This window comes from Burkholderia sp. KBS0801 (assembly GCF_005937855.2).
GTDB lineage: Bacteria > Pseudomonadota > Gammaproteobacteria > Burkholderiales > Burkholderiaceae > Burkholderia > Burkholderia ambifaria.
Map to the genome: position 1 here is coordinate 934483 of NZ_CP042179.1, position 15253 is coordinate 949735.

16 protein-coding genes are annotated in these 15253 nt (G+C 67.8%); 9 read left to right on the forward strand and 7 right to left on the reverse strand.

Features of this window, described 5'->3' with window-relative positions; all coding sequences use genetic code 11:
- Positions 1 to 2: 2 nt before the first annotated feature.
- From sctQ to FFI87_RS33780, 8 genes are all read left to right on the forward strand, one after another.
- Complete coding sequence (gene sctQ / locus FFI87_RS33745; RefSeq protein ID WP_138850677.1) at positions 3 to 1127, forward strand: type III secretion system cytoplasmic ring protein SctQ; 1125 nt, start codon at positions 3 to 5, stop codon at positions 1125 to 1127.
- Positions 1114 to 1770 (forward strand): type III secretion system export apparatus subunit SctR, encoded by a 657-nt coding sequence (gene sctR / locus FFI87_RS33750; protein WP_138850678.1) that lies wholly within the window; start codon positions 1114 to 1116, stop codon positions 1768 to 1770. Before sctQ ends, sctR begins: the two co-directional genes overlap by 14 nt.
- 10 nt (positions 1771 to 1780) lie before the next feature.
- Positions 1781 to 2044: a type III secretion system export apparatus subunit SctS gene (gene sctS / locus FFI87_RS33755; protein WP_012372025.1), complete on the forward strand. Its 264-nt coding sequence runs from the start codon at positions 1781 to 1783 to the stop codon at positions 2042 to 2044.
- On the forward strand, positions 2041 to 3267 hold the full coding sequence (locus FFI87_RS33760; protein ID WP_138850679.1) for a helicase: 1227 nt from the start codon (positions 2041 to 2043) through the stop codon (positions 3265 to 3267). The genes sctS and FFI87_RS33760 overlap by 4 nt, the downstream gene beginning before the upstream one ends.
- An 87-nt stretch (positions 3268 to 3354) precedes the next feature.
- The gene (gene hrpD5 / locus FFI87_RS33765) at positions 3355 to 4440 is read left to right on the forward strand and encodes an HrpD5 family protein (protein WP_138850680.1); all 1086 of its coding nucleotides are present in this window, start codon (positions 3355 to 3357) and stop codon (positions 4438 to 4440) included.
- Between the two features lie 23 nt (positions 4441 to 4463).
- Positions 4464 to 4724: a hypothetical protein gene (locus FFI87_RS33770; RefSeq protein ID WP_011660757.1), complete on the forward strand. Its 261-nt coding sequence runs from the start codon at positions 4464 to 4466 to the stop codon at positions 4722 to 4724.
- Positions 4725 to 4897: 173 nt separating this feature from the next.
- Positions 4898 to 5107, forward strand: coding sequence for a hypothetical protein (locus FFI87_RS33775; RefSeq protein ID WP_006765597.1), 210 nt, complete (start codon positions 4898 to 4900; stop codon positions 5105 to 5107).
- Between the two features lie 121 nt (positions 5108 to 5228).
- A complete protein-coding gene (locus tag FFI87_RS33780) occupies positions 5229 to 5684 on the forward strand; it encodes a molecular chaperone Tir (RefSeq protein WP_012372029.1) in 456 nt (151 codons plus the stop codon).
- 135 nt (positions 5685 to 5819) lie between these two features.
- On the opposite strand, the gene FFI87_RS33785 is transcribed toward FFI87_RS33780, so the two are convergent.
- The 4 genes from FFI87_RS33785 to sctC all read right to left on the reverse strand — a co-directional run bounded on the left by FFI87_RS33785 (position 5820) and on the right by sctC (position 11136).
- Entirely contained in the window at positions 5820 to 7247 is a 1428-nt protein-coding gene (locus FFI87_RS33785; RefSeq protein ID WP_138850681.1) for a secretin N-terminal domain-containing protein, read from the reverse strand.
- On the reverse strand, positions 7244 to 8029 hold the full coding sequence (locus FFI87_RS33790; RefSeq protein ID WP_138850682.1) for a response regulator transcription factor: 786 nt from the start codon (positions 8027 to 8029) through the stop codon (positions 7244 to 7246). The genes FFI87_RS33785 and FFI87_RS33790 overlap by 4 nt, the downstream gene beginning before the upstream one ends.
- 88 nt (positions 8030 to 8117) lie before the next feature.
- Positions 8118 to 9326 (reverse strand): PAS domain-containing sensor histidine kinase, encoded by a 1209-nt coding sequence (locus tag FFI87_RS33795; protein ID WP_144594429.1) that lies wholly within the window; start codon positions 9324 to 9326, stop codon positions 8118 to 8120.
- Between the two features lie 40 nt (positions 9327 to 9366).
- Positions 9367 to 11136 carry a type III secretion system outer membrane ring subunit SctC gene (sctC, locus tag FFI87_RS33800; protein WP_012372033.1) on the reverse strand — a complete coding sequence of 590 codons (1770 nt, stop codon included), beginning with the start codon at positions 11134 to 11136 and terminating at the stop codon, positions 9367 to 9369.
- Between the two features lie 109 nt (positions 11137 to 11245).
- On the opposite strand from sctC, the gene FFI87_RS33805 reads away from it, so the two are divergent.
- Entirely contained in the window at positions 11246 to 12346 is a 1101-nt protein-coding gene (locus FFI87_RS33805) for a type IV pilus twitching motility protein PilT (protein WP_006750710.1), read from the forward strand.
- Between the two features lie 106 nt (positions 12347 to 12452).
- On the opposite strand, the gene FFI87_RS33810 is transcribed toward FFI87_RS33805, so the two are convergent.
- The 3 genes from FFI87_RS33810 to FFI87_RS33820 are packed head-to-tail and all read right to left on the reverse strand — an operon-like array spanning position 12453 to position 15241.
- Positions 12453 to 14114: a prepilin-type N-terminal cleavage/methylation domain-containing protein gene (locus tag FFI87_RS33810; protein WP_409995139.1), complete on the reverse strand. Its 1662-nt coding sequence runs from the start codon at positions 14112 to 14114 to the stop codon at positions 12453 to 12455.
- A gap of 40 nt (positions 14115 to 14154) precedes the next feature.
- Complete coding sequence (gene pilM / locus FFI87_RS33815; protein WP_138850685.1) at positions 14155 to 14634, reverse strand: type IV pilus biogenesis protein PilM; 480 nt, start codon at positions 14632 to 14634, stop codon at positions 14155 to 14157.
- A gap of 52 nt (positions 14635 to 14686) precedes the next feature.
- Positions 14687 to 15241: a type 4 pilus major pilin gene (locus tag FFI87_RS33820; protein WP_138850686.1), complete on the reverse strand. Its 555-nt coding sequence runs from the start codon at positions 15239 to 15241 to the stop codon at positions 14687 to 14689.
- Positions 15242 to 15253 lie beyond the last annotated feature (12 nt).

A 15253-nucleotide genomic window follows, 5' to 3' on the forward strand; every position in this document is an offset into this window, starting at 1 on the left:
ATATGGACACCACACGAACGCTACCGACCAACGACGTTCCCGCAGGCGGGCAACCGCACGCGGTTGCCGTTTCGCTCGATCCCGCACGGCTGCCCGCGCTTGCGGCCGCCACCGCGCGCCAGCATCGGCTCGCCGTCGACGAGCGCTTGAGCGCGCTTCTCACTCACACGCTCGGCGTCTCTGCCTTCGGCGTCGGCGCGCGCGATCTCGTGGACCCGGCGCGCGCCGCCATCGTGCGCCTGCGCTGGGGCATCGAAATGGCAGCGGTGCGCATCGACGTCGGACAGCACGCGGGGCTCGCGAGCGTGGTCGCATCGGACGAGCCCGCCAACGAGCCGCTGCGCCAGGCCGTGTGCGCCATTCTGCTCGATCCGGTGCGACGCGCGCTGCAGGCGCTCGGGTTCGACGGCGTGGACGTGCTCTCGCTCGAACGCGCCGCGCCGCAGACGCTGCGTGCGCCTTGCTGCGCGTTCACGTTCCGCGTGGGCGACGCACGCTTCGACGCAGCCATCGAGCACATCGACGGTGGCTGGCTCGACGCCCTCGAGGCACTCGTGGCCCGCCAATGCACGCCGTTCGCCACGCACGTCAGCGAGATCGCCGTTCCCGGCCGGCTGCAGATCGGCGAGAAAACGATGAACGTGACGACGCTCGATTCGCTGCGCGCGGGGGACGTCATCTTGCGTGCCGTACCCGAAGCCACTCGCGCGCTCTTCGCGAGCGAGCGCCCATCCGCCCCGATGCCAGTCGTCTGGGGCCGCTACGGGACGCGGCAACTGCGCGCCGTGGCAGACGTCACCCACCATCTGATGACCTTGAGCGAGGACCCAACCATGAGCCATGACACGCAGTTCAATGCGCCGCTTACCGATTCGATCGACACGCCCGTCGACATCAGCCAGCTGGACCTGCCGCTGAAGCTCGAGATCGACACGGTTTCGATGCCGGTCGCCCAGCTCTCGGCGCTGCGCGCGGGCTACGTGCTCGAGCTTCCCACCGCGCTGCCCGATGCACGCGTGCGGCTCGTCACCTACGGGCAGACGATCGGCTTCGGCGAACTCGTGAGCGTCGGCGATCATCTCGGCGTGCGTCTCGTTCAGCTGTCGCGCGGCCATGGTTCAGTTTAGCGATCTCACCGGGCTGCTGATCACCGTCGTCGCGATCAGCCTGATCCCGTTCGTCGCCATGGTCGCGACCTCGTACGCGAAGATCGTGGTCGTGCTCGGGCTGTTGCGCAACGCGCTCGGCGTGCAGCAGGTGCCGCCGAACATGGTGCTCAACGGCATCGCGGTCCTCGTCTCCGCTTACGTGATGGCGCCGATCGGCATGCAGGCCATGCAAACCATGCAGACGATGCACCGTACACCCGGCAGCGACACGTCGCTCGTCGTGCTCGATGCCTTCGATGCGGCAAAGGAGCCGTTTCGCGCCTTTCTGAAGAAGCACGCGCACGAGCGCGAAAAGCGGTTCTTCGTGCGCTCGGCAACCGTGGTCTGGCCGAAGGACATGGCGGCGAAGGTCCGTGAGGACGACCTCATCGTCCTCGCCCCGGCCTTCACGCTGACCGAGATGACCGACGCGTTCAAGATCGGCTTTCTGCTGTATATCGCATTCATCGTCGTCGATCTCGTCATCGCCAACGTGCTGATGGCGATGGGCCTGAACCAGGTCCAGCCGACGAACGTCGCGATTCCGTTCAAGCTGCTCTTGTTCGTCGTCATGAGCGGCTGGTCCACATTGATTCACGGTCTTGTCATGACCTATCGCTGAGGCACGCGCCATGGAAACCGATACGCTCGTTCGCATCACCTCGCAGGGCCTGCTGCTCTGCCTGTCCGTCTCGATGCCGGTGGTGGCCGTCGCCGCGCTCTCCGGCCTCGCGATTTCGTTCGTGCAGGCCATCACGTCGATGCAGGACCAAAGCATCTCGTACGCGGTGAAGCTCGTGGCCGTCGTGGCCACCGTGCTCATGACCGGCGCCTGGGGCGCCGCCGCGATCCTGCGCTTCGCCAATCAGATCGTCACGCTCGCGGTGCCGTCGTGAATTCGCCGATCCGCAACAACCACGGCCACCACGCCGCCGCTCTCGTGCAGCAGACGCAGGCCGGCGCCGAGCACATGGGGCAGCTGACCCAGGCGCGCGGCTTCACGGGCGTGAAGGTGCAGCACACGAAGATGCAGCGCGCGCGCATGCAGCACAACAAGATGCTCGCCGCCGCTTTCTACCGCGGCAAGCGTTTTGCCGAAGGCATGCACAAGCCGCCGCCCCCTTCCGCGCAAAAGCTGATGCGCCAGCTCGGCCAACGGCCGCGGCCGGCGGGCTCGGCGAAGGCGCAAGGCAAAGAGGCATCGGCTCACGAGCGGCCGGACGGCCAGCACGCGCTCGAGCCCCGGCACGAGCATGAGCACGAACACCCGCACGAGCGCGAACGCGAGCACGAGCAGGGTCGGCAGCAAAAGCACGGACAGCAGCAAAAGCGCGAGCGCGATCAGCAACACGGCGACGGGCAGCAACAACATCGCAACGGCCATGGGCACGATCGCGGCTCGAATCGGCAGGGCGAAGAGCAGGGACAGGGACAGGGGCAGCAGAGTGCGCCGCGCGACGGGCAGCCTCGGCGCGACAGCCGTCAGTCCGGCGAGGGCCGCGACAAACCGCGCAAGTTCGCGATCGGCAAGGCGGGCCGGGCCAAGGCCGCCGCGCGCAGCCAGCCGCTCGCGGCCACGATGCAGCTGCTCGCGAGGCAAAGGCTCGGTGCGCCGGACTTGCCGGCCGAACTCGCGGCGGCGTGCGCGAAGGAGGTGCTGCGGCTTGCCGCGCAGATCGAGCTGGGGCCCTTGCTGGCGGTGCCGATGCTGCTCGCGATGCGCTCGCCGATGGCGCTCCGGCGCAATGCTGCCCGGCTTCACGCGCACCGCCATGCGGCACTGATGCAAAGCGCGGCGACCCCGGGCAAGGCCGCCGCGGTGGCGGGGCTTCTCGGCGTATCGCTCGACAACACGCTCGCGCGCCAGAGCGCGGGCATCGAATACTCGTACGACGATCAATCGATCGCGGCAGTGAAGCAACGCATTCTCGACACGCAAGCCGCGCTGCCGGCCCGCGGGGCGCCAGCCGGTGGCGCCGTCACGGGCGGCGCGACGGGCGGCGCGATCGGTGGTCAAACCGGCGCCGCGCGGCAAGGGGCGGCCAAGCCCACGGCCGGCGCTTCGGATAAGACGTTCGAAGTTCGCATGGCGCCGGCTGCGCCAGCGGCAAAACCCTAAACTGATTTTGACGGTCAAGGCCCGGCGGCCCGATGCGCGAAGCAGCGAAACGCCGGAGCGGCGACCAGGAAGAGCAACCGCAACCGCATGACCCACGGCACGACCCACGTCGGATACACGGATACCACGATCATGAAAGCGCTTCGAGTACTGACCGGCACCCACGCCGGAGCCCAGGTCCGGCTCACGAGCGGCACCTACCGGATCGGCGCGACCGAGCACTTGGATGTCTGCATCAGCGACTGGACGGTCGAGGACATCGAGCTTTGCGTGGGCGAGGACGGTGTGGCGCGGATCCGCTCGGCGAACGGCGATGAGGTGCTCGTGGCGGACTTCGTGGCCGTGCCGTTCGGCGATGTCGTGTTGTGCGTGGGCCCCGATGGCGAAGCCTGGCCGCGCGATCTCGATTTGCTGGCGGGCCTCTGGAAGACGGCCGAGCCGCCTGCCGCCGACACCGCGGCGGAGGCTGACGCGGATAGAGACGCGCCGGATCGGGACCCGGCCCATGCGGACGAACCCGGCGCCGGCCATGCGCCGGCCGCTTCGCCCAAGGTGCCCTGGCGCACGGCCGTGCTGGCGCTCGCCTGCACCGCCGCGATCGGCGGCATCGCCGTGGCCGGTGTGATGTTCGCGGGCACGCAGTCGAGCGAAGCGGCGAGCGTGAGGTTCGACGCCGACGCACTCGCACGGCAGTTGCAGGAGGCCCTGCACCGCGAAGGCCTCGGCGATCTGCAGGCAACCGCACGCAAGGACAGTGTGGCGGTGCGCGGCATCGTGACGAGCGCCGACGAAAGCGCGAAGGCGCAGCGGATCATGGACAGCCTCGCGCGCGGCAAGGTGCGGCGCGAATACGACGTCGCGCAGCAAGACGTGGACAACATCCAGCAGTCGCTCGCCGGCACGGGCGCGGCAGTGAGTTACCAAGGCCACGGCATCTTCCGCGTGAGCGGCAGCGTGCAGTCGATGACGACCTTCCGCACGCTGATAGCAGGTGTCAGGGCCGACCTCGGCGACAACGTCAAGCGCGTCGACGTCGATGTCAAGGAAGCGCAGGCGCTCGCGCCCGATGTCGAGTACACGGCGGTGATCGCCACGGGCGGGCTGCGTTACATCGAGACGCCCGACGGCACGAAGCATCTGTTCGCGGGCAGCAAGGACGAAGCAAACAATTGACCTCGACCACCAAAGGAACCGACATGTACGACGCATTGCTTCCCATCGCGCAGGATCTGAACGCGCTGGATGCCACGCTCTCGGCGCCCGACGGCGCGCAACGGGTCGCGCGCATCGCGGCGGCCTTCGACGAAACCGCGCGCCGGATCAGTACGGCCACGCAGTCCGCGGCCGACGAGCGCGAGCGGCTCGATCTGCAAAAGCTCTATCGCGGGATGATCGCGGCGCGCCGCATCGTGCTCACGCTGCAGGAGCGCCACAGCGCCCGTGGCGCGGCGCTTTGACGGCATCCGCGGCGATACGGAAGACGGTTGAACAGTTTGCAGTTGCAGCATCCGGCTGCGCGTCAGCCGGTCCGGACCGGCGGCCACCACGGCCAAGGGCCTTTTACCGAAGCATCAGGCATCAACCAACAGCAGTGCTTTTTACATCACTTTCTTGATAAGGGGAATACATCATGTCTTCATCGATCGGAAGCTCGGGCGTCTCGCAAGCCGGTTCGCAAAACGCCGACATGGTCGGCCAGATGCAGGCCATGGCCAACCAGAACAACGCCATGACGATGGCCGCCATGCAGATCAACATGCAGCAGCAGGAAACGTCGGCGCTCGCGTCCGTCGGCAACAACGGCGCGAAGAACATCGCCGACGCCGCGAAGGGCCAGTAAGCCCCTCGCCTTCCGCAGTCCGTCCGCGCGGGGGCACGAAAGCGGAAAGCCCGGCTTTCCGGCTACGTGCCCCCGCTTTTTTGCAACCGGGCCGCCCTATTTTCGCCGGAGATTGCCGCCCATGAGCAGGGAACGTTTCGTCGAGTTGATTCACGAGGTTTGCGCGGTGGTCGGGCTGCCCGACGCCGAGTATGTCGTCGAGACGCAAACGCTCGAGATCGAAGGGTTCGACGTCCATCTCGACCACCACGAGACCGACCCCGATTCGGTCTATGTCAGCTTTCATTACGGCGCCGTCACGCCCGGCCGGTCGCTCGTCGTTTTCCGGCTCATGCTCGAGGCCAACCTGCTCGTCTACGCGCAGGACCAGGCGCAACTGTGCCTCGAATCCGATACGGGCAACATCGTGCTGCTCGTCCATCTGCCGATGGGCCCGACGATCACCGGCGATTATCTCGCCGATCTCTTCTCGCACTACGCCGAACACGGCCGCTACTGGCAAAACAACATCCTCGAGTCGCCCGACGAAATGTTCGAGGGCATCGCGTCGGGCAATTTCATGTGGCTACGGGCGTAAGCCCGGTGAGCGCAAGCGCGCGTCAGGCAACGGGCGCATCCGCGCGCGCATCGATGCCTGGCCAGCCGTCGCATCCGTTCGTACACGGCACGTCGCTTCGCACTCACGCCATCGCGGGCGCTCGCCCGATCGGCGCTATGCTGCCACGCGCGGTATCAGCAAGACGAGGCGGCGGCGCATGTCCCCCTCTCCCGCACCGCCGGAATCGGTATCGTCCACGCGACGCTCGACATCGCCCCTGTGCCGCGCCGGTCCCTCGATGACGAGGCACTCGCCCGGCGCCAGGCTTTCGTCGACGGCCCGATAGCCGCGCGCATCGTGGCGGCGCCCCAGTTCCACGCGCAAGCCGATACGCGGCATCGACGCGGCGCCTTCGACCGTCGGTGCAATCGAGAGCCAGAGATCGCGGGCGCCGTCATCGGACAGGTCATCCTCATCGCGGCGTGCGAGACGTGCCTCGTGGCGGTCGATGACGGCCGGCGAGCGATCGTGCGTCAGCGCCGTTTGCGACACCTGGATTTCGGCGCGGCCGCTCCTGGCCAATGCCTTGAGCTGCGCGAGCAGCGCGCGGCCGCCGTCGGGCGCGATACCTGCATCGCGGTGCTCGCGCGCGTCCGCCGTCGCCTGCGCCGCGCCTGCCCCGTCGGCCATGGCCGGCGGCAGCGCGGGCCGCAACGCGTCGAGCGCGTCGCCGTCGACATCCACCACCCACGTTTGGACCGATACGAGCTGCGCACGCACGTCCAGGCTGGCGACGAGCGCGCCGTCGGCGTCGATGCGCTCGGCCCGATCGCGTATCAGGATGGAATTCGTGGTCGCATCCGCTTCGATCGCCGGCAACGCCACATCGAACTCGACGATCCGCGGTGCATCGGAAACGGCGGTCCCGCTCGCCACGGCCGGGCGCTCGAAACGGCGCCGCAAGAGCGTGGCCACGCCGGGCACGACGAGCGTGCGGCCATCGACCACGCGCGTTTCGTCGGCGGCATTCGCGGCACTCAGGCGAAACACCCGCACGGACAAACGCACGCGCTTTTGCGCGTCGCGCTCGAAGCGCTCGGCCGCGGCACGAATGCGCTCCACGTAGGTCGCTGGCCCGCGCACGTTCACCGTTTGCGCGGCGGCATCCACCGCCAACGGAAAGTGCGTATCGGCAAGACCTGCCTGCTCGAGCGACGCACGCAGCGCATTCGCAGCAAGGAAGTGAGGCCGGATGGCGATATGCGCCTGCTCGTTCGCGGGCGACACATGCAGGACCGCACCGTCGTAGTACCAGACGAATCCGTACGAACGGCTCATGACATCGAGAAAGCGCTGCGGCGGCATGGCGAAACGGCCGCTCACGACACCCTCCACTTGACCGTCGATGCGCAGGGCAACGTGCTGCCCCGCTGCGAACGCATTCAGGACCTCCGCGAGGCCCGCGCCGTTCGTCACGTAGACGAAGCGGGCGCCGGGGCCGCCGGCCCACTCCATGCTCGCCGCCTGCGCATGCACGGCGGCCGCGCAGGCGAAGGCAGCGACGGCGCAGCGCGCGAGCGCTCGCGTTCGTGCCGCGCTCATGCGGCGCCTTCCGGCGACGCACCGGCGCCCGACGCATCGGCGCCCGACGCACCGGCGCCCGACTGATCCACATCCGGCTTGAGGGTCAGGCGGTAACCCGTCGCATAGACCGATTGCACGGTCCAGCCGACGCCGGCCGCCTTCAGGCTCGCACGCAGGCGGCTCACGTACATGTCGACGGAGCGGCTTTGCACGGCCGCATCCCAGCCCCAGACCACGCTCATCAGATCCTGCCTCAGCACGACGGCGCCCGTGTGCCGGGCGAGATGCCAGAGAATGTCGAACTCCTTGGTGCCGAGCTTGTGCGCCACGCCCGCCACCACGAGCGAGCGCGCCTGCTGATCGAGCGCGCATTCGTCGTCGACGAACATCTTGCGGCCCTGCACGTTCATCGGCGCGAAGCGCCGCAGCAGGGCGCGCATGCGCGCGAGCAGCACCTGCCTGTCGTAGGGCTTCACGAGATAGTCGTCGGCACCCGCATCGAGTATGCGCACGATGTCGGACTCCGCCGAGTGCACGGTCTGAAAAATCACGGGCATGATCGATTGCGAGCGGCTGCGGATCTTTTGCAGCAGCTTGTCGCCGGAAACGCCCGGCAGGTCCCAGTCGAGAATCGCGAGATCGGCCCACTGCTCCGAGAGAAATTGCTGCGCGTCGAGCCCGCTGTGAAAAGCGTCGATGTGGTAGCCCTCGCTCTTGAGCCAGGAATGGATGAGCGCGTGGTGCGCGACGTCGTCCTCGACGAACAGAATGCGTACGGGTTTGCCTGCAAGCGATTTCATTGTGAACCCTTGGTTCTGACGGCCGCGCGGGAGCCGGCGCCGGTCCGCGCAACGCGTGCCAAACGAATACGGGCCGCGCTCTGACGCCTCACTCGCGGCCCGCCGTGCGCAACGCGCGGTCGGCATCGACAAGCGATGTCGCGTGCGGCTTCGCGGCGACAGGATTCAGGCACGGCAGACGCAGCACGAACATGGTACCGCCTTGTCCGTTGAGCTCGGCGTAAAGTGCGCCGCCGTGCATGCCGACGATCTGCACGGCGAGCTTGAGCCCGAGACCGAAGCCCGTTGCCGTCCGCTTGCCGAGCTTCTCGAAGTCGGTCAGCCGATCGCCCTCGACGAGACCCGGCAGCCCGCCCGCGCGATCGTGGACGACCACCTCTGCGAAACCGTCGGCCTGCCGGACCGACACCGTCACCGCCTCGCCGCGCGGCGACGCGCGAACGGCATTGTCGATGACGTTCTGGACGGCGCGCGCCACGAAGTTGCGCATGCCGCTCACCCAGAGCGGCGCGCTGTCGGGCAGCCACAAGTGTAGCGCGACGCCGCAATAGACGGCGGTGACCTCCAGCTGCGAGATGATCTGGCGCAGCGTCGCGCGCAGATCGAACCGTTTGAAGTCGCGCGCCTGCAAATGCTCGGTCACCGACGAGAAGATGAACTGCTCGCCGAGCGAGAGCACGTACTGCGCGAGCGAGGTGATCTGCTGCATGCCGCCGCAGCGCTCGAACGCGTCGGGGTCGCTCGCATCGAGCTGCGTGAGCGCGCTGATCGAATTGAGCGGCGAGCGCAGATCGTGCAGCAAAAAGCGCAGCGACATGGCCCGCTCGTCGAGCGAGCGCGCGAACGGCGTCACGTCCGTCACGGCGATGACGGATTCGCCCGCCCCCGCACTGGCGCATGCACCGGCGGGGCCCTCCTGAATCCAGAAGGTCGAATCGTCCACGCGTACCTCGCGGCCCGCTTCGAGATCGCGCAGCCGCGGCACGTCCGTCATCTCGAAGCGCTCGCTCAGCGCCACGCTGAAATCGACGCCCGCGGGCAGCGTCATCGCCAGCATCTCGAGCGCGCGCGCGTTCGCGTGAACGACCGCGCCCGCGCGATCGAGCACGATCACCCCGCACGGCAGCCCGTGCAGCGTGCCGCGCAGGCGGCGCGCGTCGTCGTCGGACAGGCGGCGATCGGCGGCGCCCTCGCCGCATGCGTCGGCGGGCAAGCCCGATTGAGCGGGCCGCGGCTCGGGCTGCTGCCCGGGCTGCACGCCGGGCAGCGAATGCGGCTGAGCATCGAATTCGTTCACATGGCCTCCTGCATTCCCCGGTGCGGGCGGTTGCGGTGAATCACGGCGAGATGACGCGCGGCGACAGCAGGAAGAGCCGCTCCATGTGGCTCTTCTGGCGGCTGTCGGTCCTGAAGAGCGCGCCGATCAACGGAATCTTCGAGAGCCCGGGCACCCCGGTCACGCCCATCGTCGCGGTGTCGGCGCGATAGCCGGCGATGAGCAGCGCCTGCCCCTCCTCGATGAACGCCTGCGTGTTGATCGTGCTGTTCTGGATCACCGGCAGGTTGCTGACCGTACGATCGGTGAGCTGGCCGTCCTGAATCGCCACGTCGAGCTTGATACGCGTGCGCCCGTCCTCCTCCACGACCATCGGCAGCACACGCAGCGAGATGCCCGTCGACACGCTGTAGAGATCGCCCGACGTGTATCCCGACACCGGCACGAAAAACTGCGTCTGGTTGTCCATCACGGCCTCGATGTTGTTGAGCGTGACGACCTTCGGGCTCGCGTCGATCTTGGCGGCCTTCGTCTCCTGCAGCGCCGAGATGCGTGCCATCAGATAGCGGCCGGCGTCGCCGAGCACGGCGGCCACCGATGCGCCCACGGGCGTTGCCGCCGCGAGCACGTTGCCCGCCAGCGCCGTCTGGCCGAAGTTCTGCGAGAGCGTGCCGTTGTAGGTGTTCTGTCCGAGCGTGCCGGTACCGGTCTGCACGTCGATGTGGCTGTTGTGCGCGGTCCAGTCGACGCCGAGCTGACGCAGCGCGTCGTCGTCGATCTCGATGATGTGCGCCTCGATCTCGATCAGTTGCGGTTTGACGTCGAGGCGATCGATCAGTTTGCCGTACTGATCCATCCGGTCGGCCGTATCGCGAATCACGACGGAGTTCGTGCGCTGGTCCGCGACGATGACGGGCAGTTGATCGTCGCTCGCCGGCGCGGTGCTCGTGTTCTGCGGCGGCGGCGGCTCGCCCACCGCCGCCGCCACGGCCGGCGAAGGCTGCCCGGTGAGCCCGGCGAACATGCCCTTGCCGGCCGCGCCCGACGGCACCGGCGGCGGAATGTACGGGCCGTTGTAGGCGTTGCCGTTCACGTCGTTGATCGGCGTGTTGCGTTTCACGCCGCCCGCCGCGCGGCCGCCCTCGCCCTCGCCGCGCTTGTCGGCGGCCTTGGCCATGTGCGGGTGGTAGATGCCGTTGAGCACGGCCACCACGCCCTGCAGCGTGACCTGCCGGCCGTCGATGGGCACCGTGCGGTCGTGCGCCCACGCGTGAAAGAGCGGAAAGACGCGTACCTGCGTGCCGCTTCGATGCGCCGCGTTGTTGTCGAGCCGCGAGGCCACGTTCGTCACCATCTGCACGTAGCGAGGCGGCCCGCTCACGAGCGCCGTGCCCTGCGCGCTGTCGTAGACGATCGGAAAGCGCTCGTCGGAGATGCGCAGGCGGTCGAGCGCATCGCGCAGCGCGCCCGTATCGGCCGAATCGAGCTTCACGAGCGTGCTCTGCAGTTCGGCGGCCGTCGTGATGTCAAGCACTTCGCCGTCGTAGTACCACACGAAGCCGAACGACGACGCGAGCGTATCGAGAAAGCGCCGCGGCGGCAGATGGAACTTGCCGCTCACGGTGCCGCTCACATCGGCGGCGATGCGCGTGGGGATGCCCTGGCTCGCGCCGAAGTCGCGCAGCACATCCTTGATGTCCTTGCCCTGCGCTTCGTAATCGACGATCGACGCCTTCCAGCGCACGGCCGCCGCCTCGGCGACGGGGGCCGTCGCCCCGAATGCGAGCGCGGCGGCGAGGGCCACGGTGCCCAGTCGGCGAGCCCAGTTCATGACGCGCCGCCTGCGATGAAACGTACGCGGCGCCGCCCGGTGCTTCTCCGACACATAGACAAAGTTTTCATGTAAGTTCCGACTATCTTTCATAGGAAGGGCATTGACGATGAACGTTCCGAGTCACGAACGTCGCGACCTGACGCGCGAGATTCTCGAATTGATCGACCTGCGGCAGACTTTCACCGACATCCATATCGAGCAGGACCGGCCGATCATGATCAAGGCGCCGCGCGGCTGGCTCGCCGTCGGCGAGGAGCCCGTGCTCCACGACGAAATGCTGCCCACACTGGCCTCGATCGAACCGGACTGGGAGGCGCTGCTTCAGCACGGCGCGATCGATCGCCCGTTCGTGCTCACGCGCTGCCGCCTTCGCTGCAACATCTACCGCACCAATGGCGGCCGCAAGCTCGTCATCTCGATCCGCCGCCTGCCGCTGCAGCCGCTCGCGCTCGACAAGCTCGGCCTGCCCGCCTACGTGCGCTCGATGATCGACAGCGCCAAGGGGCTGATCCTCGTGACGGGCCCGACCGGCTCGGGAAAGACGACGACCATCGCCTCGCTGCTCGAGCACATCAACCGCACGCGCAACAGCCATATCGTCACGATCGAAGAGCCGATCGAATACGAACTCGAGGGCCGCACGTCGATCGTCTCGCAGCGGCAAGTGCCCACCGACACGCCGAGCTTCTCGGCCGGCCTGCGCGAGGCGCTGCGGCAAAAACCCGACGTCATCATGGTGGGCGAGGTGCGCGACCCCGAGACGGCGGAGACGGCGCTGCAGGCCGGCGAATCGGGCCATCTCGTGCTCGCGACGATGCACACGGGCAGCGCGATCGGCACGCTCACGCGTCTGCTGTCGTTTTTTCCGGCCGAGCAGCGCGAGCGCTATGCGGCCGCGCTCGCGAACTGCCTCATCGGCGTGATCTGCCAATGCCTCGTGCCGACGGAGGATGGCGAGAACTTCGTGCTCGCGAGCGAACTGCTCTTCAACAATAATCAGCAGATCAGCGGCCTGCTGACCGATCCGGGCAAGCTGCCGTACCTTGCCGAGTTCATGAAGCGCAAGGAAGACAACATGTCGCGCATGCTCAACGATCACCTCTTCAGCCTCGTATCGAAGCAGCAATGCCTGCCGCGCGACGTGCTGCGCGCGACCTACAACCGGCTCGAGCTGCACGAAATGCTGCAGACGCTCGCGCCGCACTGAGCCCGCGCGAAGGCTGTGGCGGCGCAATGGCGCCGCTTGCGCCGGTCGCGACGTGCGTGGCGGTGCTGCGAAGGTGTGCGGTGTCGATGGGCTCACGGTCGGGCGCTCAGTAGTAGGAGTTGATCGTCCAGCCCGCCGCGACGGGCGTGTTCCAGACCGTCTGGCCGGACTCCCCGCAAAAGCTGCTGACCCACGGCGTCGTGATACCGGCGTACGTCGCCCAGTTCGTCGTCACGACGATCGTATAGGCGCCAGATGTGCCCGCCTGGGACAGCGCGTTGTTGATCCCGCCCGAATCGTCCTGAAGCGTCGGCGTCTGGCTCTCCGTATGCCCGAGGTTGTGGTTGCCGCTGTCGGTGATGTCGATGCTCTGCGAGAGCTGCGCCCGGTTGCCGGTGGGGCCGTTGCACATGCCGTCGTTCAAGTGCGCCCAGGTGGACGCGACGATGATCCCCGGCTTGGTGAGGTTGACGGTCGTCCTGAACGTATACGAGTACGTACCGTTGCTGCCGTTGTACGAATAGGCGCCCGATTGGAAGTTCGTCGCCGGCTGGCCCGTGCAGGCCGAGTAATCGCCCGCGCCGTTCGGGTTGGCCATCACGAGCTGACAGCCCGTGAGCGATGACGCCGGCTCGATTTCGCTTTGCGTTTGCCACTTGCCGCCGCGGCACGACAGCACGCGCCCGTTCGCATCGGTGGAGACGAGCGTCGTGCTCGCCGACGCGGGGGCGATGGCCGAATTCTGCGGCGCGGGCGGGCACGGGTCGCCGACGTTGTGCGCGTTGCCGAGCGCGAGATTGCCCGCTTCGTCCACCGCCAGCGCCTCCCATGTGGCGCCGTTGTACGCATAGGCCCGATTCGTCGCGGTGGTGAGCCGCACGTCGCCCTGATGCGCGGCAACGCCCCCGAGCGCCGCTTCGTCGGCCACCGGTTCGCGCCAGTGATAGGCCGCCTGCGGCACCCAGAGATTCTGCGTTCCATCGCAATTCAGGACGTTGCCCGAAGCGTCGGCCGCGATGGCGCCGGGCTGCGTGCAGGCGGCATAGTCGATCTGCCGCGCGAGCACGATCGGCACTTGCATCGTGTTCGCCTGCGGATTGCCCGGCACGGCCACGCGGTACAGATAGTCGACGTTCTGCGCCTGCGTGCCGTCGTAGAAAATCAGGCTCGCCAGATGTCCCGTGCCCGTTTTCGTGCCTGTGCAGGATGTATTCGCCGGGTTGGGCGCATCGATCTTCCAGGTGCCGAAGGCGCCGATGGCCGCGCCGATCGCATTGTTCGCCGCCTGGATCGAACCGCCACCGGGGCCGGCGTTCGCCGCGATGTAGCCGAGTTCGGGATCGGCAATGGTCCGGCCGCCCTCCGTGACGAGCAGCGCCTGCAACGCCGCCGGGTTGGCGCCGCCCGGAGCCGCGTAGACGAGCAGGCACGGCACCTGACCATAGGGGTTCGTGCCGCTCAACGCATTCGACAGGTAGGTCGACAGCTGATACGTCGAGCCGGTCATTTTCGCGATCACCGGCGAGGTGGTCGTGGCCTGGGCCGCGAGCGCCGTGTAGTTCTGTTGAATGAGCCGCGTGGCAGCCGCCGTCAGCTGCGACTGATAAAGCGCGGCCTGCTGCGCGCGCGTATCGTCGAGCGACGAGTTCGTGAGCGTTACGACGCCCGCCATCATCAACGCGGCGAGCGCAAGCACGGCCAGCATCTCCACCATCGTGAAGCCGGACATGCGGCGACCCGGCCGCACACGGGGGCCGGGGCGCCGCATGCCGTTGCGGGCAAGGGTGCGGGTGCGGGTGCGGGTGCGCTCAGTCATACGCTTGCGCCATCCATACCGGCATGCCGTTCGGGATCGTGTTCGCCAATGCGGCCGGCAGCGGCACGGCCGGGTTGCCGGGGGACACGAGGTTGGCGCCGAGCGCCACGCCGGCCAGCGCCGAGCCCTGCGCAATCTGCTCGATGCCGTCGACCGCGGCTGCGGCCGACGCCGACGCCGCATAGACCACGACCAGGCTGCCCGCATAGCCGGTATTGGGCTGGACGTAGTTCCGCCACACCGGATTGGGAACGCTCGCCCCGAGGTAGGGCGCGAGGCTCGCCGCCGGCACGCTGCCAGCGAACGACGGGTTGGCGCGCGCGAAGGCCACCACGGCCTGCCGGTAGGCGCTCATGTTCGCCGCGAGCGCCATCGCCGACGGTGCGAGCGGTGCCGGCGCCGCCTCGGCGCCGAGCAGCGCGTAGGCACCGGTAAGCATCGCGAAGGCGGCGACGATCCAGATCAGGAACATGGCGGGCGGCTCGTGGCGTCAATCGGAGCGAAGGCCGATACTCGGGCCTCGATCAGGCGGAGGTCCAGATGATGTTCTTCGCACCACCGGCACAAGCCGCCTGAGCGGCGGCGGGCGTGACCGGCACGGTTTGCGCCGAGCCGCCGATCGAGACGGCTGTCCAGGTTCCGCCAGCAGATGCCGCGTTGATGCATACGTCCGTCGGCACGGAATCGAATTCGATCGTGAATGTACCGGTGCCAGTGCCCGTAATGGTTACGGCGCCACCCCAGGCATCGGTGACGGTATTTGCCGCGGTGTCGATGACGAGCGTAGTCGGGATGATGCCGGCGCCAATGGCGACGGTGGTCGTCAACCCGGTGTAGCCGTTGGTCTGCCCCATATACAGCTTCTTGACGCCGGTTTGGATAGCCGTCACCTGCTCGGCCGTCTGATTCGACGAAGCACTGCCGAATGCGCCGCGCAGCAGCGCAATGGCACCGATGACGACGATTGCGGCGATCCCGAGATAGGCGATCGCTTCGAGCAGGGTGGCCCCACGCTGCATGCGCCGCGACCTACGGCTACCCACCCTGGCGCGAATCGATGCGACGGTCTTGACATTCATGTTGCTCTCCTT

Coding starts and splice junctions, on each gene's coding strand:
- pilM (WP_138850685.1), bottom strand. CDS start 14,634: ATGTTCCTGATCTGGATCGTCGCCGCCTTCGCGATGCTTACCGGTGCC.
- sctC (WP_012372033.1), bottom strand. CDS start 11,136: ATGAACTGGGCTCGCCGACTGGGCACCGTGGCCCTCGCCGCCGCGCTC.
- sctR (WP_138850678.1), top strand. CDS start 1,114: ATGGTTCAGTTTAGCGATCTCACCGGGCTGCTGATCACCGTCGTCGCG.
- FFI87_RS33805 (WP_006750710.1), top strand. CDS start 11,246: ATGAACGTTCCGAGTCACGAACGTCGCGACCTGACGCGCGAGATTCTC.
- FFI87_RS33820 (WP_138850686.1), bottom strand. CDS start 15,241: ATGAATGTCAAGACCGTCGCATCGATTCGCGCCAGGGTGGGTAGCCGT.
- hrpD5 (WP_138850680.1), top strand. CDS start 3,355: ATGACCCACGGCACGACCCACGTCGGATACACGGATACCACGATCATG.
- FFI87_RS33790 (WP_138850682.1), bottom strand. CDS start 8,029: ATGAAATCGCTTGCAGGCAAACCCGTACGCATTCTGTTCGTCGAGGAC.
- FFI87_RS33785 (WP_138850681.1), bottom strand. CDS start 7,247: ATGAGCGCGGCACGAACGCGAGCGCTCGCGCGCTGCGCCGTCGCTGCC.
- FFI87_RS33810 (WP_409995139.1), bottom strand. CDS start 14,114: ATGCGGCGCCCCGGCCCCCGTGTGCGGCCGGGTCGCCGCATGTCCGGC.
- FFI87_RS33780 (WP_012372029.1), top strand. CDS start 5,229: ATGAGCAGGGAACGTTTCGTCGAGTTGATTCACGAGGTTTGCGCGGTG.
- FFI87_RS33775 (WP_006765597.1), top strand. CDS start 4,898: ATGTCTTCATCGATCGGAAGCTCGGGCGTCTCGCAAGCCGGTTCGCAA.
- sctS (WP_012372025.1), top strand. CDS start 1,781: ATGGAAACCGATACGCTCGTTCGCATCACCTCGCAGGGCCTGCTGCTC.
- sctQ (WP_138850677.1), top strand. CDS start 3: ATGGACACCACACGAACGCTACCGACCAACGACGTTCCCGCAGGCGGG.
- FFI87_RS33770 (WP_011660757.1), top strand. CDS start 4,464: ATGTACGACGCATTGCTTCCCATCGCGCAGGATCTGAACGCGCTGGAT.